The following is a 21,516-nucleotide window of genomic DNA, read 5'->3' on the forward strand; positions in this document are numbered from 1 at the left end:
GATGCTCTTTATTATTGTGTGTAGGTAATTGTTCTATCAGAGGTTTGTTGCATATTTACGGTGGAAAGCGGTGGGCAGCAGCGCACTGCCCACCGTCACTCATCAGCTCGCCTTGCGCAGAGCCTGATGGTATTGGTCGAGCCAAATCTGCAGCATCTGCTGCTCTGAGTCGTTCAGGCGCAGCCCCAGCTTGCTGCGGCGCCAGAGGATATCGTCCAGTGAACAGGCCCACTCCCGCTCGATGAGATAACGCACTTCCGACTCGTAGAGGCCACCACCGAAGTGAATGCCGCGATCCTCTTTCAGCCAAAGACGGGCATGGGCACCATAGGCCTCGGCAATGCGCAGGGCACTGCGATCATCGAGCCAGTCAAACTCCAGCGCAAAGGCGCGGGCCAGCTCGCGCACCGAGCAGTCAAACTCGCCGCCGGGCAGACGGCTGGTCGCAGTCCAGTCATCCCCCATCTGGCTGAACCAGGGCTTGAGCTTGTTGCAGGCAGCCTGCGCCAGCTTACGATAGGTGGTGAGCTTGCCGCCAAACACCGACAAGAGCGGCGCACCGTCAGACTCGCCAGACAGTTCGAGGGTGTAGTCGCGGGTCACCGCCTGCGGCGAGTCTGACTCGTCATCACAGAGCGGGCGTACCCCAGCGTAAGTCCAGATCACATCTTTCGGCGCAATTTGGCGAGTGAAGTGGGCGTTGACCACCTTGCACAGGTAGGTAATTTCGGCCTCGCTGATCTTCGCTTCCCGCGGGCTGCCGTGGTGCTCCACATCCGTGGTGCCGATAAGGGAGTAGTCCTGCTGATAAGGGATGACGAAGACGATACGGTTATCTTCGTTTTGCAGGATATAGGCCTCTTCGCGCTCGTGGATGCGCGGCACTATCATGTGGCTGCCTTTAATAAGGCGAATGCCGCGGGGGGATTTCTCGTGCAGGCTCTCGTCGTAGAAGGTCTTGACCCAGGGGCCCGCGGCATTGACCAGACCACGGCAGGTGACGGTGAACTGCTCGCCCCCTTCCCGCTCCAAAGTGAGCGTCCAGTGTTTGGAACCGCGCACCGCCTTGATGCAACGGGTGCGGGTCTGCACGTCGGCCCCCTTGTCACGGGCCATCATGGCATTGAGCACCACCAGCCGGGCGTCGTCGACCCAGGCGTCCGAGTATTCAAATCCCTTGTTGATCCCCGCGGTCAAGCCATCTTGCGGCAGGAAGCGCACGCCGCAGCTCCCCTTGAGCTTGTCGCGCTTGGCCAGATTGTCATAGAGGAACAGACCAGCACGGATCATCCAGGCCGGACGCAGGTGTGGACGGTGCGGCAGGCGAAAACGCATGGGACGCGCGATGTGGGGCGCCATACCGAGCAGCACCTCCCGCTCCGCCAACGCCTCTTTCACCAGCCGGAATTCGTAATGCTCGAGATAGCGCAAACCGCCGTGGATCAGCTTGCTGGAGTTGGACGAGGTGGCAGAGGCGAGATCTTGCGCCTCAAACAGGGCAACCTTCAGACCCCGTCCTGCCGCATCGGCTGCGATGCCGACCCCGTTGATGCCGCCACCGACGACGACCAGATCATAATGTTCGCTCATGTTCACCTACTTTCATTTTTATGATTGCCATAACAGCAATGTTTGATTTCGCTCATTTTAGAACATGAAAATACAACAAACGAACATTTTATGATGAAAGTGTGATCGCCACAGCCCGCCAGAAGTGGCAAAAGTGGTACGGCAAGTAACCGAATGGCGCCGGGCCAACATCGGCGGGTTACTAGCCAAAAAAACCAGATTGAATAGTGGTTTTGGCAATACCCATAAAGGGGTGAGATGAGTGCGGGGCTGGGGGAGAGAAAGGAGGCCGCCCTGACGGGCGACCGGCACAGCCTTGGCGTGTTTCGCCGTCAGCAGATGTGGCAAGCGATCTGGTGTTGCGCCATCAATCGCGTCAGCTTTTCCGGTGGCTCCTGATCGGTAAAGAGGGCGTGGATCTGGCTGAGATTGCCCAGATTGACCATGGCATTGCGACCGAACTTGGTGTGGTCGGCGGCCAGGAACACCTGACGGGAGTGAGCGATGATGGCCTGGGCAATCTTCACCTCGTGATAGTCGAAATCGAGCAGGGAGCCGTCGTTGTCGATCCCCGAAATCCCGATGACACCATAGTCCATGCGAAACTGACCGATAAAGTCGCGGGTCGCCTCCCCCACGATGCCGCCATCGCGGTTGCGGATCTCGCCACCGGCGATGATGACGGTGAAGTCATCCTTGGCCGTCAGAATGCTGGCCACGTTGAGGTTGTTGGTGACGATGCGCAGCTCGCGGTGATCGAGCAGAGCGCGGGCAATGGCTTCGGTGGTGGTGCCTATGTCGATAAAGAGCGATGAGCCGTCGGGAATATTGGCCGCGACCTCGCGGGCGATGCGCTCTTTCTCCTTGAGTTGCATCACTTTACGGGCGCTGTAGGCGGTATTGACGGTACTCGAATGCAGGGAGGCACCGCCATGATGGCGCCGGATCTTGTTCTGTTCGGCGAGATCGTTCAGATCCCGGCGAATGGTCTGGGGGCTGACGTCAAAGTGGGTCACCAGATCGTCGGTCGAGACAAATCCCTGCCGCGTCAGGACGTCCAGGATCTCCAGATGTCGTTGGGTTTGCTTCACGCTTGCACTCCGATGATGAGACAAAAAAAGGCCCCGGCAGATGCGGGGCCTTTTGGCAGTTTACCTGATCCCCTTTGGGATCAATAAGCTGAGGATCACGTTTTATGCCTTATGGGCAGCCGCTTTCTTGGCCGCAACGGCAATGTTCTCATGCTTGAGGGTCATCGCCAGCAGGATGATGGAGAGCACGCAGGAGACAGTCAGCACCATGAAGCCGCCATCCCAACCGAAATGGTCAACGGTATAACCCAGCATGGCGTTGGCTGCCACGGCGCCGCCCAGATAACCGAACAGACCGGTGAAACCTGCCGCAGTACCAGCAGCTTTCTTCGGTGCCAGCTCAAGAGCATAGAGGCCGATCAGCATGACAGGGCCGTAGATCAGGAAGCCGATAGCCACCAGCGCCATCATGTCGATGGTCGGGTTGCCGGCCGGGTTGAACCAGTAAACCAGCACAGCCAGGGTCACCAGCACCATGAACAGGATACCGGCCGGTGCACGGCGGCCCTGGAACATCTTGTCAGAGATCCAGCCACACAGCAGGGTGCCAGGAATACCGGCCCACTCGTAGAGGAAGTAAGCCCAGGAGGAGTTGTCGACGGTGAAGTGCTTGGCCTCTTTCAGGTAGGTTGGCGCCCAGTCCAGCACACCGTAACGAATGAGGTAAACGAAAGCGTTGGCGATCGCGATGTACCACAGCAGTTTGTTGTGCAGCACGTACTTGACGAAGATCTCCTTGGCGGAGAACTCCTGCTCGTGGCTCTCGTTGTAATCCTTCGGATAGTCGTTCTTGTACTCCTCGATAGGAGGCAGACCGACCGATTGCGGGGTATCACGCATCACGAAGAAGGCGATCACCGCGATGGCGGCCGCCGCTGCCGCAGGCACATAGAAGGCACTGCGCCAGTCGTTGAACCAGCCCATCCCGAGGATAAACAGCGGGCCAATCATGCCGCCGCCCACGTTGTGCGCCACGTTCCAGACCGCAACCACTTCACCGCGCTCTTTCTGTGACCACCAGTGCACCATGGTGCGACCGCAGGGCGGCCAGCCCATGCCCTGTGCCCAACCGTTCAGGAACAACAGCACAAACATGATGGCAATGCTGGAGGTGGCCCAGTGCATGGTACCCATCATGAACATGATGGCAGCCGAGAGCAGCAGACCGGCGGAGAGGAAGTAACGGGCGTTGGAACGGTCAGAGACGTTCCCCATCAGGAACTTGGACAAACCGTAAGCGATGGAGACCCCGGAGAGCGCGAAACCGAGATCACCACGGGAGAAGCCCTGCTCGATCAGATAGGGCATCGCCAGACTGAAGTTTTTCCGTACCAGATAGTAGCCGGCGTAACCGAAGAAGATCCCGAAAAACACCTGCCAACGCTTGCGTTTGTAGAAGGGGTCGACCTTGTCAGCCGGGAGCCTGTCGATGTGCGCCGCAGGCCTGAAGAGACTAAGCATGTTCTGCTTCCTTATTGTTGTTATGGGCGGTTGAGGATGCCCTGACCATTCCGACGAATCATGTGAGTCCACTAATTCGTAAGCGAGCCTATTGTGCTCATATGCGCTCATTTAATCTGTGATGCATGCTCAAATATTGCAGTTTTATTACAAATAAAAGCTCCAAGTGAGAAACCACTCAACAAGCGCCAGCCCTTGTGTGGCAAGGGTTGCGAGCTACCCCCTAAGTGGTAACTGGCGGTTATCAAGATGCTTTACGTCACATTTTCTTAGCAATGAGTGGGATCTTGTCCACATTTCCTATGGAGGGGGGATGGTGAAATTATTGGGAAGGGTTATTTTCTGTCACGACCGATAACGAGCGCAAACGAGCATAACGTTTGCGCAAGACGCAAAAACAACAAGGAAACGTTTTCGGCAGCAACGGATAGACACAAAAAGATAAAACGGAACATCAAACCTCTACGGGTGGATATAAGGAACAAAAGTATGAGCATACAAAGACCCAATACCCTGCTTGGCGAGTGCATCGCCGAGTTTATCGGAACCGGCCTGCTGATATTTTTCGGCGTCGGATGTGTGGCGGCACTGGTGCTGGCAGGCGCCAACTTCGGGCAGTGGGAAATCTCCATTACCTGGGGTCTGGGTGTGGCCATCGCCATCTATGTGACCGGCGGCATTTCAGGTGCTCACCTGAACCCTGCTGTAACCCTGGCGCTGATGACCTTCTGCGGGTTCGACAAGCGCAAGGTGGTGCCCTACATCATCGCCCAGATGGCCGGTGCCTTCTGCTTCGCCGCCCTTGTCTATTTCCTTTATGGTAACCTTTTCACCCAGTGGGAAGTGACCCATAACGTGGTGCGCGGCAGCGTCGAGAGCCTCGGCACCGCCGGGATCTTCTCCACCTACCCCAATGCCCTGCTGACCAACATGCAAGCCTTCGCCGTCGAGCTGGTAATCACCGCCGTCCTGATGCTGGGCATCATGGCGCTGGGTGACAACAACAATGGCGCCCCCAAAGGTTTCGCAGCCGCTCTGCTGATCGGTATCCTGATCGCGGTGATTGGTGCCTCCCTTGGCCCGTTAACCGGTTTTGCCATGAACCCGGCCCGTGACTTTGGTCCGAAACTGTTCGCGTTCTTTGCTGGCTGGGGTGATGTTGCCCTGACCGGTGGTCGTGACAACCCCTACTTCTGGGTTCCGATCCTTGGCCCCATCGTTGGCGCCCAGATTGGTACCGCTCTGTATGTCAAAGTGCTGGCTCCCTGCGTCCCGGGCAACCGTGTCGTCACCACCGAGCAAGCGACCCAAACCGCCAAAGAAGAGGCTGCCGCATAAGAGCGGCCCCCTCCAACGTATAAAAACGTGGAAAATAGAAACGTGGAGAACATCATGTCTGCTGAAAAGAAATATGTCGTCGCTCTGGACCAGGGAACCACCTCTTCCCGCGCCATCGTGTTTGATCAGGATGCCAACATTGTCGGTACCTCCCAGCGCGAATTCACCCAGCACTACCCGAAAGCGGGCTGGGTAGAGCACGACCCGATGGAGATCTGGGCGACCCAATCCTCCGTCTTTACCGAAGTGCTGGCCAAGACCGGCCTGCGCAGCGAAGAGATCGCCGCCATCGGTATCACCAACCAGCGTGAAACCACCGTTGTCTGGGAAAAGGCCACCGGCAAGCCCATCTACAACGCCATCGTCTGGCAGTGCCGCCGCACCGCCGCCATCTGCGAAGAGCTCAAAGCTCGCGGTCTGGAAGAGTACGTTCGCGAGAACACAGGTCTGGTGCTGGATGCCTACTTCTCCGGTACCAAGGTGAAGTGGATCCTCGACAACGTGGAAGGTGCCCGCGAGAAGGCGATGAACGGCGAACTGCTGTTCGGCACCATCGACACCTGGCTGGTCTGGAAGATGACCAATGGCGAAGTGCACGTCACCGACCCGACCAACGCCTCCCGTACCATGCTCTACAACATCCGCGAGCTGAAGTGGGACGAGAAGATGCTGGACGAGCTGGGCATCCCCATGTCCATGCTGCCGGAAGTGAAACCCTCTTCCGAAGTGTACGGCTACACCACTCGGGGCGGCGGCTCCCGCATCCCCATCGCCGGTATTGCCGGTGACCAGCAGTCTGCCCTGTTCGGCCAGCTCTGCTTTGAAAAAGGGATGGCCAAAAACACCTACGGCACCGGCTGCTTCATGCTGATGAACACCGGTACCGAGCCGGTTCGCTCCAGCAACGGCCTGCTGACTACCGTTGCCATCGGCCCGAAAGGGGAAGTGAACTACGCGCTGGAAGGTGCAGTGTTCATGGGCGGCGCCACCATCCAGTGGCTGCGTGACGAGCTGAAGATCATTCACGATGCCCGCGATACCGACTACTTCGCCTCCAAGGTGGGCGATACCAACGGCGTCTATCTGGTACCGGCCTTCGTTGGTCTGGGCGCGCCCTACTGGGATCCGTATGCTCGCGGCACCATGGTCGGTCTGACCCGTGGTGCCAACCGCAACCACATCATCCGTGCTGCGCTGGAATCCATCGCCTATCAGAGCCGCGATGTGCTGGATGCGATGCAGCAGGACTCCGGCATCAAGCTGGCTGCGCTGAAAGTCGACGGCGGCGCCGTAGCCAACGACTTCCTGATGCAGTTCCAGGCTGACATGATGCACACCCCGGTGGTGCGTCCGACCCGCATCGAGACTACCGCCATGGGTGCCGCCTTCCTGGCCGGTCTGGCAGTCGGCTTCTGGAAGAGCTCAGACGAGCTGGAAGACAAGTTCAGCGTGGACCGCGAGTTCATCCCGCAGATGGACAGAGACGATCGCGCCAAACGTTACAGCGGCTGGCAAAAAGCGGTTGAGCGTTCACGCCGTTGGGCTGAAGAGGATTGATCGGACATCCGATATTCCGTTGAGATAAACACCAGAGAGGCCGACCGCAATGTCGGCCTCTCTTTTTATGCTTTCCCTTGCCGGTTTCTGCTCCCTTCCCCGCTCATTGCTCACTCCTGTTTTTCTGCCGCCCTCTGTTGTTACCATCCGCCACAACGCAATTGAGTTCTCTATCTATAATAATCATCTGGGTCGCATATGAGACCTTATTTATGAGGAGAGCGATATGGAGAGGGCGATACACCGTTTTACACTGCACTCACTCTGGTCAGGGCTCGGGATCCGCACCCGGATCCTCTCCGGCGTAGCGATACTGATGGTTATCGCCATCAGTTGCATCACCCTGATCCTCGAGCAGATATCCCACACGCAGGCACAGCAGCGGGTCGAACGCTATGAGCTGCCAAGCAGTGTGGACCGCATTGCCAACCAGCTGACCGCCCAGCTGACCCAGCACCTGACCGAGGCGCAAGCGCTCGCCAGCAACAGCTTCGTCATCGACTGGCTGACCGCTGGCATGCCAGAAGCTGAGTGGCCCGAGATGGAGCGCTACTTTCAGGCTCTGCAACGACGTCTCGGCGGTAACGTCTTTATTGTCCCTCGCCAGACCAACACCTTGCTCAACTTCAGTGACGGCCCCACCGCCCAGAAAGCGCTGAGCGAGTCAGACCCGAAAGATGAGTGGTTTTACGGTTTTCTCCAGCGCAATCAACCTTACGAACTGAACCTCGACATCTCCGATTTCAACCAGCGAGCCTCCCTCTATATCAACACCGCCGTCACCCACGAGGGCAATACCCTGGCGGTGGCCGGTACCTCCATCGACATGAGCACCCTGAGCAAGCTCATCAGCAGCTATCGGATCGGCAAGAGCGGTCAGGTCTATCTGGCGGACATGGAAGGCAATATCGAGATCCACCCCGCACTGGAGCAAAAAGATGCCGCTCACCATCAACAATCCTTTCTCGATACCGTCAAACGGCTTATCCCCAAGGCTGGGGAACAGGTGGCAGTTGAGGCACTGACGCTGGAGGGAGAAACCTACCTTCTTGCTGTACGCTACATCCCCACCCTCAACCGGCTGCTGATTGGCGAGATCAACAGCGCCGAGTTGGAAGAGGGATTACATGAGTCACGCCAGCTCATTATCATGGTGTCGCTCGCCATCGGCACTCTGGCGATGCTGGCCTCCGCCTGGTTGGCTCACTCCATCAGTCGCCCGATTCGTCAGGCTGCCGATGGCATGCACCACATCACCGCCGATCGGGATCTGGCGACCCGCCTCGACTTCTCCGACGAGTCGGAGCTGGGCCAGATGGCCCAGAGCTTCAACCGGCTGATCCAGAGTCTTAACCAGAGCTTCTCCCGCTTCCAACAATCGGGGAGTGCCCTCTCCGCCCAATCCTCGCAAACCCTTCATCAGGCGCAGGCACTGGCGGGAGAAGCGTGCCAGCAGGCAAGGAGCATCCAAGAACTGACCAATGTAGTCGCTGCTATCGGCAGCAATGCCGAGCAGATCGCCAGCCGTTCCGAGGGGGTCAGCGACGTGACCCGGCGCATCGCTGACCACATGCTCAGTGTCGAACAGGATGTGATCCAGAGTGCCGATCGTCTCGATACTTTGCGCAGCAGCATCGGCACCTCGTCCGCGCTGCTTGAAGAGGTGGTCAAGGACAGCAACAACATCACCCAGATCATGAACCTCATCCGCGATGTCTCGAACCAGACCAACCTGCTGGCCCTCAATGCCGCTATCGAGGCTGCCCGGGCAGGGGATATGGGGCGGGGCTTTGCGGTGGTGGCCGACGAGGTGCGCCAACTGGCGGTGCGCACCCAGACCGCCACCAAGGATGTGCAGGATCTTATCTTGCGTCTGCAGGAGGGTACCCGGCAGGCCAGCAGCTCGATGGCAGGCTCCCACACCCTGAGCGAAGAGGGCTATAGCCGGATGCATCAAGCCAGAGAGGTGCTGGTCGATGCCACCAGCCAAATTAACCAGACAGCAAGGGAACTCAACGAAATCAGCGCGCTGGCACAAGCTCAGGATCAACAGATGGGGCAAGCCAGAGCTGCGCTTGACGAGCTCGCCATGGTGGCCGAGCATCAGCGTGAACACGCAGAGGAGAGCAATGCCGCCAGCCGCGAACTGTTCGAACTGGCCAAAGCCATCGACGAGCAGATCCGCCAATACCGGATTGGCTAGACCCGGTGCTTCCCCCTCTCCCTCTCAATAACCAAGACGCCACCGCAGGGTGGCGTTTTCATTTTGCAAATCATTTTGCCTGCGCTCTCGAAACGGGAATGACGACAAGACTTGCAAGCAATTGATAATTAACATGAAAAAATGTGGAATGGCCATTGCTTAGTGATATCAGACTCAACAGAGGGATATCGCCATGAAACCGACCACCAATCAAGCGCCCGTAGCCCACGTCGCCACTCAAAAAGAGACCCTGACCCCCCGCGAAGGCACCTTCCTGATGATGGTGGCCCAACTGGTGGTGCTCACCTGCATCGTACTGGCCACCACCGTCGGCGGCCTCTCCTGGCAGTGGACCCTACTGCTGGCCATTCCACCGGTGATCGGCGGCGCCCTGCTCAGCCGGGTATGGGGCAAATTGCCCCGCTAACTGCGCTTCAGCTCACACACCTTCCCGAACCGGCGGCCGACCCTCAAGTCGGCCGTCTGTTTATCTGCCGCCTGGCTCATGCTGATTGGCCGCAACGAAGGCGCGGCTTGTTTTTCGTTAAGCAAACCGCAGCGACGAACCGTTCAAACAAACCGCACAAACCAACCTGAACTACAGGGTATGGCTGCCCAGCTGCTCTTTGAGAAAATCGAGCCAGACCCGCAGCCGGATATCCCGCTGGGCATCGGAGTAGAAGACCGCATTGATGGGGCGCGAGGCGCCACTGTTGCTGCGGGCCAGCACCTCCACCAGCGCGCCGCTCTCCCGATCCGGCCCGGTCATGAAATCTGACAGACAGACGATCCCCTGCCCCGCCAACGCCAGCTGACGCAAGGTTTCGCCGCTGCTGGCTCGCAGGCTGGGGGTAATGGCAAAGCGATCCCCCTGCTCGGCACTGAGCAGCGGCCAGTGGTTGAGGTGATCGGGATGCAAAAAGCCGAGCAGCTCGTGACCGCTCAGCAGATCCGCCGGTTGGCGCGGGGTGCCGCGCTCGCTCAAATAAGCGGGAGAGGCCAGCAGCCGCAGCCGCGAACGGCCCAGCGGCATCGCGCGCAGGGAGGAGTCGGTCAGCTCGCCGATGCGGATAGCCATGTCCACCCGCCGCTCCATCAGATTGATAAAGCCCTCCGAGCTGTGCAGCTGTAGCTCGATGGCGGGGTAGCGGTGGCGAAACTCGCCGATGATCGGCACCAGCCGGTGCAGAATAAAGGGGGTAGCGGCATCGACTCTCAACACCCCTTCGGGTTGTTCCCGGCGCATCAGCAGATGCCCCTCCGCATCGCTCATCTCGGTCAGGATCTTCACCGCCCGCTGATAGAACCAACTCCCCTCCTCGGTCAGACTGACCCGGCGGGTGGTGCGATTGAGCAGCACGGTGGAGAGCTTCTCCTCCAGCCGCTTGATGCCACGGCTCACCACCGAGTTGTCCATGCCGAGGTTCTCCGCCGCCTGGCGAAAACTACCCGCCTCCACCACCGCCACAAACAGGGTCAGTTCATCAGAATGGGTCTTCATTGCTGTTATCCGGACAAGAGTAATGGGCCTTTATAGGCGCAGCCGCTGTGGATTGGCAAGCATGCGGTGAGGCCAGTTCTTTTTTTCTACAGAGAAAGAACGTGACCGCGAGCCCACATCATACCCGCGATTTGTCAGTACAATGCAGCCAGAAAAGCACCGTATGGCGCCTTTAATTTCACAAGGATCAATACCATGACATTTGAAGAGCGGCTGGCCGCCGCCCATCAGGAGCTGGCTGACAAGGGCATCAAGGAGTTCGACTACAACCCGTGGTTGTTCAAATTGCTGCGTAAACTAGGCTGTGCCGTCAAGCCGCCTTATTACGCCGGTTGGTTTGTCAATTTCATCTGTGCAGGGCTCACGATTGCACCAATTTGGGGTCTGATTATGTGGATTTTCGTCTGGCGCCCAGAGGGGAAGGATCCAATATCAGTCCTGTTCAACACAGCCGTGTTCGCTGGCATGTTTGGCCTCTTCACCTTAATCAGGCTCTGGCTGAAACGCCGACAGCTTGGATTGACCTCGTGGGAGCAGTTCGGGCAGATACCTGAACAACTCTCACATGAGCAACCTGAGAGGGAATGAATTTCCATACGGGTCTAGACATGACGCATCCATACCTGTACAACCCACCTTTTACCTGAATGGGGTCTTCAATTGCTGGAATCTCTCGTCATTTTTACTCTGACTGTTTTCATCCATAGTCTACTGCTCGGCTACCGTATAATGCGCCACCACAACTGCAGTTGGCGCACTTACCAGCGCAGCAAGGATCCGGTTCCACTTATTTTTTTTATTCCCTTCAGCACATCCGCAGCCTTGTTGCTCAAGCCCCATATCGTAGCAGCGCTCTCGTGAGAAGCAGACCAGAAAAAACGTAAGAGGTGTCAGTAGGTTGGCGCAGCTATCTCTGCCATCATGCCCAATACATCAGCAGGGAGCATCACTTTATGAACGTCCATGAAAAACTGAACTATGTGGAGTTTGCGGCAAGGGATCTCGCCGCGACCAAGGCATTCTTTCAGGCTGTATTTGGCTGGCAGTTTGTTGATTACGGCCCCGACTACAGCGCCTTTGCCGATGAGGGGCTGGATGGCGGATTCTATCGGGCGGATCAGTGCAGCCAGACAGCTCAGGGCGGCGCCCTGCTGGTGTTCTACAGCGCCGATATTGAAACGACTCAAGCCAAGGTGAGCCAACACGGTGGCACCATCAGTCGCCCACTATTCGACTTCCTCGGTGGCCGCCGTTTCCACTTCGTTGAGCCCAGCGGCAATGAGTTTGCAGTCTGGGCTGAACCGGCCTGTGCGTGATGGGTTAGTGGGAGAACCATCCACACGATGCGCCCCAACAATATCCATAATCAGCCGTGATCTCTTACAAATATCTAAAAATACTAATGAATAACTTGTTTTGTGATCTTGCCGATGCAATTTTTTGGAAACAATGAAGTATCATCAGCATTCAATGCTAATGTCTGTTATTAGCATGATGCTGCTCTTGTATATATGTTTTTCATATCCATATATTGAATACCAACCATACAATACTTTAAATGCCGTTTTATCTGGAAGGGAATATGTCAAAAGCAATTCAAGGATTTGAATACGCAATAAAAGATGCTGAAGAGTTATTAGCCCATTTTGATAGTGTAAATGCAAACCCACCTCCACCAAACAGCGAAGTACTAAAACGAGCAGGACTGGTAATGGCACTCACTGCATGGGAAACCTATGTAGAAGATCGTGTTGTCGAAGAAATGCATAAAAAGCTTGCAATTGTTCAAGGTAGCTATCTTGGTGATTTTATATTAAAAAAACTTCATACAGATTTGAAAACATTCCACAACCCTAGCTCCGATAAAACAAAACGAATCTTTCAAGACTATTTAGGGTTTGATGTCACTGAAGGATGGCGGTGGTCAAATTACGAACCAGATAAAGCCAGATCAACATTGAATCAATGGATTAAGAAGCGTGGGGATGCTGCCCATCGCTCAAAACCTATAAACTCAGGAATTCCATCAGCTCATTTGATTAAACGTGACGAACTTGAAAAAGTAATCAGATTTATAAAAGACTTGGTGAAGGCCACCGACAACTATGTCAATGAAAAGATAGATCAGCACCATGCTTCTGTTTTTGAGAGACAGCATCAGATATCAAGCTAAACAACTGAAAAAATAGTACTGTATCTTGGCGATTCCATACTAACTACGCAAATCTAACTATCACTTGACACCGACTTTGTCGGTGTCATTTATTGGTTCCCATTGCTGCTCTCGCCCCAATACTGTTTTGCGACCAGCGCCCTGTTTCCAGCAAGTCACGGCAGGCATACTGACCCTTCGTTTTTGCCAAGGAGGTTCAGATGTCATCACCCGTGATTGTGATTGCCCAGCTTGAAGCCAAACCCGAATTCGCCGCCCAGTTTCGCGCCGCTCTTGAGCCGCTGATTGCAGCCACCTTGCAAGAGGCGGGCTGCCAGCGCTATCAGCTGCATCAGGACTTGGACAATCCACACAGCTGGATGCTCTACGAGGTATGGGAGAGCGAGGCGGCCCTCATCGCCCATCAGGGCCAACCCCACTTTACCGAATTTGTCGCCAAGGCCGAGCCCTGGTTTGCCAGCAGCACCATTCGCCGCTATCAGCCACTGGGCGCCTGACTGGCCCTAGAGCCTGTTTCTGTTCAGCCCATAAAGGGCCAACCACCACCCCATTGAGGAACAAGATGATCAATATGCCACCCATGGGTCTGGGCACCTTCCGCCTGAAGGGCGAGCCGCTGCTTGCCACCCTGACCAACGGTCTGGAGCTGGGCTATCGCCATATCGATACCGCCCAGATCTATGACAACGAAGCCGAGGTCGGCGCCGTGCTGACCCGCAGCGCTGTTGCCCGCCACGAGATCTACCTGACCACTAAGGTGTGGACCAGCAAGTTTGGCACGGGCAAGCTGATCCCGAGCCTTGAGGTGAGCCTGGAAAGGCTGGGCACCGACTATCTGGATCTGGCGCTGATCCACTGGCCCTCCCCCAAGGATGAGGTGCCGATGGCAGTCTATCTGGAACAGTTGGCCGAGGCCAAGGCACGTGGCCTGACCCGGGAGATCGGGGTCTCCAACTTCACCGTGGCCCAGCTCAAACAGGCTATCGAGATTTTGGGGCCGGGGGCCATCGCCCACCAGCAAATCGAGGTTCATCCCCTGCTGCAAAACCGCAAGGTAGTCGAGTTCTGCAAAGCCCAGGGTATCGCCGTCACCGCCTATATGCCGCTCGCCTATGGCAAGGTGCTGAGCGAGCCGCTGCTGATGGAGATTGGCCAGCGCCACGGGGTATCGGCGGCGCAGGTGTCGCTGGCCTGGCTGCTGGAGCAGGACATGACAGTGATCCCGAGCTCCACCAAACGGGAGAATCAGGCCGCCAATCTGGCCGCTCTCGATATCACCTTGAGCAACGAGGAGATGGCCGCCATCGCCACGCTGGATCGGGGCGAGCGCTGCGCTAATCCCGACTTTGCCCCCGCGTGGGACTGACGCGAAAGGCGTGAGACTAACGCGAAAGAAAGGCTGGCTCTGCCAGCAAGCCAGATAAAGCAGGGAGAGCATCATGCTCTCCCTGTCTCTTTTCTTGCCTCACGCTTTGCAGCGCTTGCTGAGCGTCCAGCCGCCATATTGATGCCAGATGCAGCCCCGCAATCAGGGCGCGTTCTGGCAAAGGGCGGGATCGAACACTTGCTTCCAGTCTGATTTCATATCGACCACCACCCAGCCCCGCGCTTTTGCCTGTGCCAGCCCGTCGATCAGCTTGCCGCTGGCTGGTGGGTGGCTGTCGTAGGCGTATTCGCGCTTGGCATCGGTGTGGTGCACCAGCAGGCCGAAGGTGTGGTAATCCGGGTTGGTCGAGGTGTATTGCAGCATGGGCACGTCGCCATCGCTGTTACCAAAGGCGCCGACCGGACGCTGCCCCATAAAGAGGTGAATGGCGGCCGGTTTCGCCTTGCTGTCATCGAAATAGGCGCCGTTCATGGTCTTGCGGATCTCGCTGCCCTCCCCGTTCAGGGCAAACTCGCCGAGGGTAAAGGAGCCAATCACCTGCTGGGGCGGGATGCCATACATCTTCTCGGACATCACCCGCATAAAATCGACGCCGCCGCCGGAGACAATCCAGGTCTGAAAGCCATTGTCCCGCAGATACCCCAACAGCTGTTTCATCGGCAGATACCCGAGCTGATCGTAGTGGCAGCCAAAACGGGGATCCTTGCTGCTGTTGATCCAGCGAGTGACCCGCTCGGCAAACTCGGTGGTAGTCATGCCGCTGTGGGTCAGTCCCACCAGCTTGGCGATCCCCTTCTCCCCCGATTTGGCCACGGCCTTGAGGTCGTTGTTCAGCACTGCCGCGACGATGGGGTCGGCCTTCCACTCCGGGTGTTCCGGTGCCAGGCGCTTGATCTCGTCCATCGCAAACTGCAGCTGATAGGTCATGGGCGCTTCAGGCCAGAGGGTGCCGTCATTGTCAAACACCACATGGCGCTTCTCTGGCGGAATAAAAGTGGCCTGCTGCTGATCGGTGGCATTGGTTACCCAGAGGGTGATCGCCTGCTTGGCTGCCGTGTCATTCCAGGCAGAGAGGGGATCGCTCTGGCCGGCCTGTACCGCAAAGGCGCCGCACAGCAGCAAAAGAGAGGAGAGTCGGTTCAATGTCATCATGTTACCTGTCAGCTGGATATTGCCTGTCTATTGCCTGTAGATGAAAGCGCACGGCCATCACAACACCGGCGCGCATGGGTTCAACACACACGGGTTTCACAGGGAAAATCCTATGGCGGCCAGCTTGTACTGGAGCTTAAGCAAGCTCAGAAAAGGAGCAGCGTTCATCCCGTTCTGCGAGGCAGATCACTGCGTTGCGCTCACGCCGCGGGCAACACAACCCCCTCCTCCCCATCGCCATTGCTGCTGATTTGGCAAAAGTAATTTGATGTCACCGTCATTTTTGCCAACAAACTGTCTCGGCATACTGGCGCCATTCTCCCGTCGGGAGTCCCTAACCAAGGAGTTGTTATGCCACTGGCGTTATTTGCCCTTACCTTAAGTGCCTTTGCGATCGGCACTACCGAATTTGTGATTGTGGGGCTTATCCCCACCATCGCCGAGCAGCTCAATGTCTCGCTCCCCTCGGCGGGCCTGCTGGTCAGCCTCTATGCCCTTGGCGTAGCCATCGGCGCCCCTTTGCTCACGGCGCTGACCGGCAAGGTGCCGCGCAAGTGGCTACTGGTAGGGCTGATGGCGCTCTTTACCGCCGGCAACCTGCTGGCCTGGCAAGCTCCCGGTTACGAGAGCCTGATCGTGGCCCGCATCCTGACCGGATTGGCGCACGGGGTCTTCTTCTCGGTGGGCAGCACCATTGCCACAGGCTTGGTGGCCAAAGAGAAGGCGGCGAGCGCCATCGCCATCATGTTCAGCGGCCTCACCGTGGCACTGGTAACCGGCGTACCGCTCGGCACCTGGATTGGTCAGGTCTTTGGCTGGCGTGAAACCTTTCTGGTAGTAAGCCTGCTCGGCCTCATCGCCATGGTGGGCAGCCTGCTGCTGATCCCGAGCAACCTGCCCAAGGGGGCAGCCTCGACCATCCGCGAACAGCTCTCGGTACTGACCAAAAAGCCGCTGCTGCTGGTCTACGCCAAGACCGCCCTCGGTTATGGCGGTGCCTTCACGGCTTTTACCTTCCTCGCCCCCATCCTGCAGCAGGTGAGCGGTTTTAGCGCCGGTGTGGTGAGCCTGATCCTGCTGGTCTACGGGGTATCGGTCGCCGTCGGCAATATCTGGGGTGGCAAGCTGGCCGACAAGATGGGTCCCCTGCCGGCGCTCAAGCTGCTGTTTGCCGGTCTGGCGCTGGTGCTGCTGGCCCTCACCTTCACCGCACCCCATCCGGTGCTGGCGGTGCTCACCGTACTGGTGTGGGGCGCCTTTGCCTTCGGCAACGTGCCGGGTCTGCAAGTACTGGTGGTGAAGCAGGCCGAGCTGCACACCCCCAAGGCGGTGGATGTGGCATCAGGCCTCAATATCGCCGCCTTCAACGTCGGCATTGCGCTGGGATCTGTGGTCGGTGGTTTTGTGGTAGAGCACCTCGGCCTGATGCACACCCCCTGGATCGGCGCCCTTATCGTGCTGCTGGCCTACGGGTTGACCCATGTCAGCGAGCGCCGCGAAGCCCTCCGACTCGCCGCCTGTCAGGCATAAGCTGCGCCAACAGGCGTCACGCAAGGGCGTGGCGCCTGCTGCAATCGGCGCGGCAGGCTTCTATGCTGTGACACAGCCTCAACCCCTCAACTGTTTCAGCAACCAAGCCGGTCACCCTCGCATCCTTTGCCACGGAGTCTGTTATGAAGGTGCTTATTGTCTATGCCCATCCCGAACCCAAAAGTTTCAACGGTGCCCTCTTCTGCCACGCCATCAGGGCGCTGGAGCAGGCGGGCCACACAGTGATGACCAGCGATCTCTATGCCATGGGCTTTGATCCCGTCTCGGATCGGCGCAACTTCACTGCCGCCAGCGATCCCGATTTTCTCAAGCTGCAGCTTGAAGAGCTGGCTGCCACCGAGCAGGGCAGCTTTGCCCCGCAACTGGAGCAGGAGATGCAAAAGCTGGAGGCGGCCGATCTGCTGATCTTCCAGTTCCCGCTCTGGTGGTTCGGCCTGCCCGCCATCCTCAAGGGGTGGGTGGATCGGGTCTTTGCCATGGGGCGGGTCTATGGTCAGGGCCATATCTACGAGAGCGGCAAGTTTCGCGGCAAGCGGGCGTTGCTGAGCCACACCACCGGCGGCCCTGCCGAGACCTATCTGCCCGACGGCTTCAACGGCGATATCGACGGGGTGCTGCGCCCCATCCAGCGCGGGATCCTGCAATTTGTCGGCTTCGATGTGCTGCGCCCCCATATCTGCTATGCCCCGGTGCGGGTCTCGCAAGAAGAGCGGGAAGCCTGGCTCGCTCAGTGGGCCGAGCGCCTTGGCCAGATTGAGCAGGAGTCCCCTATCGCGGTCGGCCGCTACCAGTAGCGGCTGCCCCAAAAAGCACAAAAACAGCGAACGGCAATCGGCCGCTCGCTGTTTTTCATGCTCTGTCGTTATGGTTTTTGTTATCCGTTGGCGGGTCTTATGCCGCCTGTTGCACGCCTGCTTTGCCGGTCACAGCACGTTTGAGCCAGTAGTCGAGGCTGACGTAGCGGCCCCCGCCGTAAACCAGTAGCACCAGCAGCATCACGAAGTAGGTAGCGGCAAACTCCATCCCGTTGTTGAGCATCACGGGATCCCCGAGCTCGGTGATGTAGTTGTAACGACCGGGGAAGTTGGCGGCCAGCCACTCGATAAAGCCATTGAGGCGCACAGTGGCCTCCATACTGCCGGTGGCGATGGCATCCCAGCCGTGCTTCCAGTGCACCATGGCACTCGCCACGCTCATCAGGAAGATGGTGGGAATGGCCATGATGCGGGTAAAGAGGCCAAGGGCGATGCAGATGCAGCCCAGCACCTCGGTGCCGGCCGCCAGAAAGGCGAGCAGGGTCGGGAACGGCAGGTTGAGCCCCCCTTCCGAAACCGGTGCGCCAAACCAGGCGACTGTGCCGGCAAAGCCCATCACCTTGGAGTGGGCCCCCACATAGATGACCGGAATGAGATAGAGGCGAATGGCCAGCAGGGCCAGAAAATCGAGCCGCTTGCACTGGGCCACCGCCCGCTCGTACCACTGGATCAGGGTGTTGTTCATGGGAATTCTCCTTGGTGTTTGCTAAATGAGGGCAAGGGAGTGCCAGGCTGGCGCTCACCGACGGGCAGGGTAAGCAGACCCAGCCGGTGAAAATGGCGCGCCCACTCGGTCAGATCAAAGTCGCTGCGAACCTGTTGCACCTGTTGCTGGAACGCGGCTTGGGTGATCCCAGGCTGCTGTTGCAGCAACTGGATCAGCGCCACGTCCCATTCGCGCAAGCGCTGGGTCACCACCTGATGATCCGGGCTGCGAAACAGGCCATAGAAGTGGCTGCCCTGCCGGGTCGGCACCACGCCGCTGCGACGAATGGCGAAGGGGAGCTCCAGCAGTTGCAAGGTGGGATTGAGCAGAAGTGGACTCTCCGCCGTCACCTCAACCCCCGATATAACTTGCGGCACAACCCCTTCATCAATCTCGACACAGAGGCAGGCCCACTCGTACTCCAGCAGCGCCAGCCGCTGCCTGGGCCAGTTGAGAGTGCCCTCACTGTGGCGATGCTGCACATAGCGGACAAACTCGGTGGCGATATGGTGAAACTCGGGGGCCTCGGCGCCGTGCTGGATAACAAAGCCCTCCACCAGCTGCCACCTGTCCACCGGCGCCCAGTGAGCGTGGGTGAGCGGAAAAGCGCTCTCCAGCACCGACTCCACATTGGCGCGCACGCTGCGGGCATAGTGGCTGGCGATGCCATCCTGCGGCAGCCGCACCCGGCTCGCCAGCCAGGCGGTCTGCTGCTGCATCCGCTGCGGCGCCGTTTTGGGCGCAGTGATCAGAGATAACCGTCTATCCATAACGCACCTCCCGCACCTGACGGTCGATCGCCTCACAACAGGCGCCATGCACCCGCGCCAGCTCGGCCTCCAGCTCGGCCAGCGGCGGCAGATGGTGATCCCGCTCCAGCAGCAGGGGACGCAGGCCATGGGTCTGCACCGTATAACGGGCCAGCGCCACCACCTCCTCGCACACCGGTTTGCCATGGGTATCCAATAAAGTGCCGTCCGCCTCTTCCAGATGACCGGCGATATGGAAGTAGCGGATCGCAGTGCCCGGCAGCCCGGCGATCATCCGCTTGGGGCAGTAACCGTGGTTGCGGCTGTTTACAAAGACGTTGTTGATATCGAGCAGCAGCTCGCAGCCGCTGCGCGCCACCAGCTCGGCGAGAAAATCCTCCTCCGGCATCTCGTGGTCATAGCCGTGGTAGTAGGAGATATTTTCCAGCACCAGCGGGCGGGCCAGCGCCTCCTGCACCTGCGCGATCCGTTCGGCCAGATAGGGGATGTTCTCCCACTGACGCGGCACCGGTAGCAGTTCGTAAAGATACCCCTGCTGGTCGCGGGAAAAGCTCAGGTGCTCGCTATAGATCTCAATGCCGAACTCGTCCAGAAAGGTGCGGATCTGGCTGAGCAGGGTGCGATTGAGGGGCTGGCAATCGCCGAGGGAGAGGCTGAGGCCGTGGGCCACCAGCGGGTAACGCTCGGCCAGCTGATGCAGCTGCGCCCGCTTGGCGCCGCCGATGGCCATCCAGTTTTCCGGCGCCAGCTCGAGAAAGTCGATGCCGGGGCGGACGGGGCCGGAGCAGAGCGCATCCAGATGCTCCTGGCGCAGCCCGATCCCCCGACTGCGGGAGCTTATTGGCCGCATACCCCCTCCGTCATCTTGCTGCCCTTGCTGGAGCTGTCGCCATCAATCCCCTCTCCCGCCACGCCACACTTGCCGTCGCGTGCACGCACCAGCCGCCCCTGTGGATCACTGTCGAGGGCCTGCTTTTCAAAGCGCTTCTCGGTGCCGCACTTGCCCGCCGCACACTTGCCACCGTGCTGTTCGCTGGGGGCGGCCTTGACTGGAGCATCGCTCGGGGTGGCCGCCAGCGCCAGCCCCGGGGTCAGGGCAATCAGGCTGGTCATGGCGATGGAGAGAGTCAGTTTGCCGGTGGTTTTGTTGCTGCTTGGGTTACTCATGGGCGGACTCCTTGACGGATGAAACGGGGTAACTGGAGAGATCGCGGGCGGCCACTATCTGGCCGTGGAACTGCTGTTTGACGATGGCCATCGCCTCTTTCTTGTGATTGAGGCCGACCCCCATCCAGTGGTTGAGCACCAGCAGCTTGGGATTCACCTCGGCGGCAATCTTGGCCACCACAGATGGTTTGGCGTGAAGCGAGGCGGAGACCGGGTCGGCCCCTTCGTGGATGGCGAGCGGCATCACCAGAATGTCGGCCCCCTTGGCAAACGGCACAAAGGCCGGGTTGCTGCCGTTCTGATCTGCCGAGATGACGATGGTCCCCTCGGCGCTCTCGATGCGATAGGCCAGACAGGGCACGTCACCGTGAGGGATGCCGAGCGCCGTGATAGTCAGCCCATCCTGCTGATAGACGGTGTGAGGCTGCGGGCTCTGGTAGGGCACATCATGGAGGGTGATGGGGAAGAGGCCATCGGTGCCATCCTTGAAGCCGCTCAGGTAGGCATAAGCGCCCTTGTCCTTGTTGAAGAGGGCATCAAAGTAGCCGCTCATGCTGGGGAAGGCCGAGCCGGCCTCTGGTCCCGCCAGATCCAGCGGATCGCTGCGCTCGAAGAAATAGGCCCCCTTGAGCAGGGCGGGCAGGTCGGTCACATGGTCGGTGTGAAAGTGGGTGATGCCGATAAAATCGACCTCTTCGAGCTTGGCCCCCGCCTGGCCGAAGCGCAGGTAGACGCCGCCACCGGCATCGATCAGGATGCGGGATTTCCCCTTCCACCAGATCACCTCGCTGGAGGAGGCGCGCAGGTCATCGGAGATGGGGCCACCACTGCCGAGCACCTGCAGGGTGAAGGTTTTATCCAGTGGCGTCAGTTGTACCGGTTCAGCACAGGCCGGGGCGACGGTGAGCGCGCACCCGATGGCCAGCGCCACCGCTTTCAATCTCTGTTTCATCACAATTACCTGTCGGTTGGTTGTCGGTTGAGTTGGTTGTCGGTTGAAAGTGTGTCGTGTGTGTCGTTTAAAGAGGGGGATAGAGGGGCCGATGGCGACGAGTGAACGCCAGCCACCGGCCGT

Annotated in this window: 21 protein-coding genes; 11 read left to right on the forward strand and 10 right to left on the reverse strand. The window is 58.6% G+C overall.

Annotation, left to right across the window (positions count from 1 at the left end; translation table 11 throughout):
- Positions 1–102 precede the first annotated feature (102 nt).
- From glpD to glpT, 3 genes are all read right to left on the reverse strand, one after another.
- Complete coding sequence (gene glpD, locus G5315_RS17180) at positions 103–1,590, reverse strand: glycerol-3-phosphate dehydrogenase (protein ID WP_103251020.1); 1,488 nt, start codon at positions 1,588–1,590, stop codon at positions 103–105.
- Between the two features lie 311 nt (positions 1,591–1,901).
- Positions 1,902–2,660, reverse strand: coding sequence for a DeoR/GlpR family transcriptional regulator (locus G5315_RS17185; RefSeq protein ID WP_005347045.1), 759 nt, complete (start codon positions 2,658–2,660; stop codon positions 1,902–1,904).
- Positions 2,661–2,762: 102 nt separating this feature from the next.
- Entirely contained in the window at positions 2,763–4,121 is a 1,359-nt protein-coding gene (gene glpT / locus G5315_RS17190; RefSeq protein ID WP_421333528.1) for a glycerol-3-phosphate transporter, read from the reverse strand.
- A gap of 489 nt (positions 4,122–4,610) precedes the next feature.
- On the opposite strand from glpT, the gene G5315_RS17195 reads away from it, so the two are divergent.
- The 4 genes from G5315_RS17195 (at position 4,611) to G5315_RS17210 (ending at position 9,646) form a co-directional block, all read left to right on the forward strand.
- Complete coding sequence (locus G5315_RS17195; protein WP_005350866.1) at positions 4,611–5,459, forward strand: MIP/aquaporin family protein; 849 nt, start codon at positions 4,611–4,613, stop codon at positions 5,457–5,459.
- 54 nt (positions 5,460–5,513) lie between these two features.
- Positions 5,514–7,016, forward strand: a complete 1,503-nt coding sequence (glpK, locus tag G5315_RS17200) for a glycerol kinase GlpK (RefSeq protein WP_005337546.1) — start codon at positions 5,514–5,516, stop codon at positions 7,014–7,016.
- 226 nt (positions 7,017–7,242) lie between these two features.
- Positions 7,243–9,219, forward strand: a complete 1,977-nt coding sequence (locus G5315_RS17205; protein WP_421333530.1) for a methyl-accepting chemotaxis protein — start codon at positions 7,243–7,245, stop codon at positions 9,217–9,219.
- A 193-nt stretch (positions 9,220–9,412) separates the two neighbouring features.
- Positions 9,413–9,646, forward strand: coding sequence for a hypothetical protein (locus G5315_RS17210; RefSeq protein WP_421333532.1), 234 nt, complete (start codon positions 9,413–9,415; stop codon positions 9,644–9,646).
- Between the two features lie 171 nt (positions 9,647–9,817).
- Here the strand turns inward: G5315_RS17210 and G5315_RS17215 are convergent, their stop codons facing one another.
- A complete protein-coding gene (locus G5315_RS17215) occupies positions 9,818–10,720 on the reverse strand; it encodes a LysR substrate-binding domain-containing protein (protein WP_421333533.1) in 903 nt (300 codons plus the stop codon).
- Positions 10,721–10,915: 195 nt separating this feature from the next.
- Between G5315_RS17215 and G5315_RS17220 the strand changes: the two genes are divergently transcribed.
- The 5 genes from G5315_RS17220 (at position 10,916) to dkgB (ending at position 14,259) form a co-directional block, all read left to right on the forward strand.
- The gene (locus G5315_RS17220) at positions 10,916–11,308 is read left to right on the forward strand and encodes a DUF6404 family protein (RefSeq protein WP_421333535.1); all 393 of its coding nucleotides are present in this window, start codon (positions 10,916–10,918) and stop codon (positions 11,306–11,308) included.
- 365 nt (positions 11,309–11,673) lie between these two features.
- Positions 11,674–12,036: a VOC family protein gene (locus G5315_RS17225; protein WP_421333537.1), complete on the forward strand. Its 363-nt coding sequence runs from the start codon at positions 11,674–11,676 to the stop codon at positions 12,034–12,036.
- 266 nt (positions 12,037–12,302) lie between these two features.
- Positions 12,303–12,893 (forward strand): HEPN domain-containing protein, encoded by a 591-nt coding sequence (locus G5315_RS17230; protein ID WP_082044030.1) that lies wholly within the window; start codon positions 12,303–12,305, stop codon positions 12,891–12,893.
- A 200-nt stretch (positions 12,894–13,093) separates the two neighbouring features.
- Positions 13,094–13,390, forward strand: a complete 297-nt coding sequence (locus tag G5315_RS17235; protein ID WP_042056337.1) for a putative quinol monooxygenase — start codon at positions 13,094–13,096, stop codon at positions 13,388–13,390.
- A gap of 65 nt (positions 13,391–13,455) precedes the next feature.
- Entirely contained in the window at positions 13,456–14,259 is an 804-nt protein-coding gene (dkgB, locus tag G5315_RS17240) for a 2,5-didehydrogluconate reductase DkgB (protein WP_421333539.1), read from the forward strand.
- Between the two features lie 162 nt (positions 14,260–14,421).
- Here the strand turns inward: dkgB and G5315_RS17245 are convergent, their stop codons facing one another.
- Positions 14,422–15,432, reverse strand: coding sequence for an HAD family hydrolase (locus G5315_RS17245; protein ID WP_421333540.1), 1,011 nt, complete (start codon positions 15,430–15,432; stop codon positions 14,422–14,424).
- A gap of 351 nt (positions 15,433–15,783) precedes the next feature.
- Here G5315_RS17245 and G5315_RS17250 point away from each other — a divergent pair, with 351 nt between their 5' ends.
- The gene (locus G5315_RS17250; RefSeq protein WP_421333541.1) at positions 15,784–16,962 is read left to right on the forward strand and encodes an MFS transporter; all 1,179 of its coding nucleotides are present in this window, start codon (positions 15,784–15,786) and stop codon (positions 16,960–16,962) included.
- 143 nt (positions 16,963–17,105) lie between these two features.
- Positions 17,106–17,777, forward strand: a complete 672-nt coding sequence (locus tag G5315_RS17255; protein WP_421333543.1) for an NAD(P)H-dependent oxidoreductase — start codon at positions 17,106–17,108, stop codon at positions 17,775–17,777.
- 97 nt (positions 17,778–17,874) lie between these two features.
- Here the strand turns inward: G5315_RS17255 and G5315_RS17260 are convergent, their stop codons facing one another.
- The 5 genes from G5315_RS17260 to G5315_RS17280 are packed head-to-tail and all read right to left on the reverse strand — an operon-like array spanning position 17,875 to position 21,393.
- Complete coding sequence (locus G5315_RS17260) at positions 17,875–18,483, reverse strand: DoxX family protein (RefSeq protein ID WP_005337566.1); 609 nt, start codon at positions 18,481–18,483, stop codon at positions 17,875–17,877.
- Complete coding sequence (locus G5315_RS17265; protein ID WP_421333544.1) at positions 18,480–19,274, reverse strand: putative DNA-binding domain-containing protein; 795 nt, start codon at positions 19,272–19,274, stop codon at positions 18,480–18,482. Before G5315_RS17265 ends, G5315_RS17260 begins: the two co-directional genes overlap by 4 nt.
- A complete protein-coding gene (locus tag G5315_RS17270; protein ID WP_421333545.1) occupies positions 19,267–20,124 on the reverse strand; it encodes a DUF692 domain-containing protein in 858 nt (285 codons plus the stop codon). Before G5315_RS17270 ends, G5315_RS17265 begins: the two co-directional genes overlap by 8 nt.
- Complete coding sequence (locus G5315_RS17275; protein ID WP_421333547.1) at positions 20,112–20,441, reverse strand: hypothetical protein; 330 nt, start codon at positions 20,439–20,441, stop codon at positions 20,112–20,114. The genes G5315_RS17270 and G5315_RS17275 overlap by 13 nt, the downstream gene beginning before the upstream one ends.
- Positions 20,434–21,393 carry an MBL fold metallo-hydrolase gene (locus G5315_RS17280; protein ID WP_042081514.1) on the reverse strand — a complete coding sequence of 320 codons (960 nt, stop codon included), beginning with the start codon at positions 21,391–21,393 and terminating at the stop codon, positions 20,434–20,436. Before G5315_RS17280 ends, G5315_RS17275 begins: the two co-directional genes overlap by 8 nt.
- Between the last annotated feature and the right edge of the window lie 123 nt (positions 21,394–21,516).

The organism is Aeromonas sp. 603607, assembly GCF_049171595.1.
Lineage (GTDB): Bacteria > Pseudomonadota > Gammaproteobacteria > Enterobacterales > Aeromonadaceae > Aeromonas > Aeromonas veronii.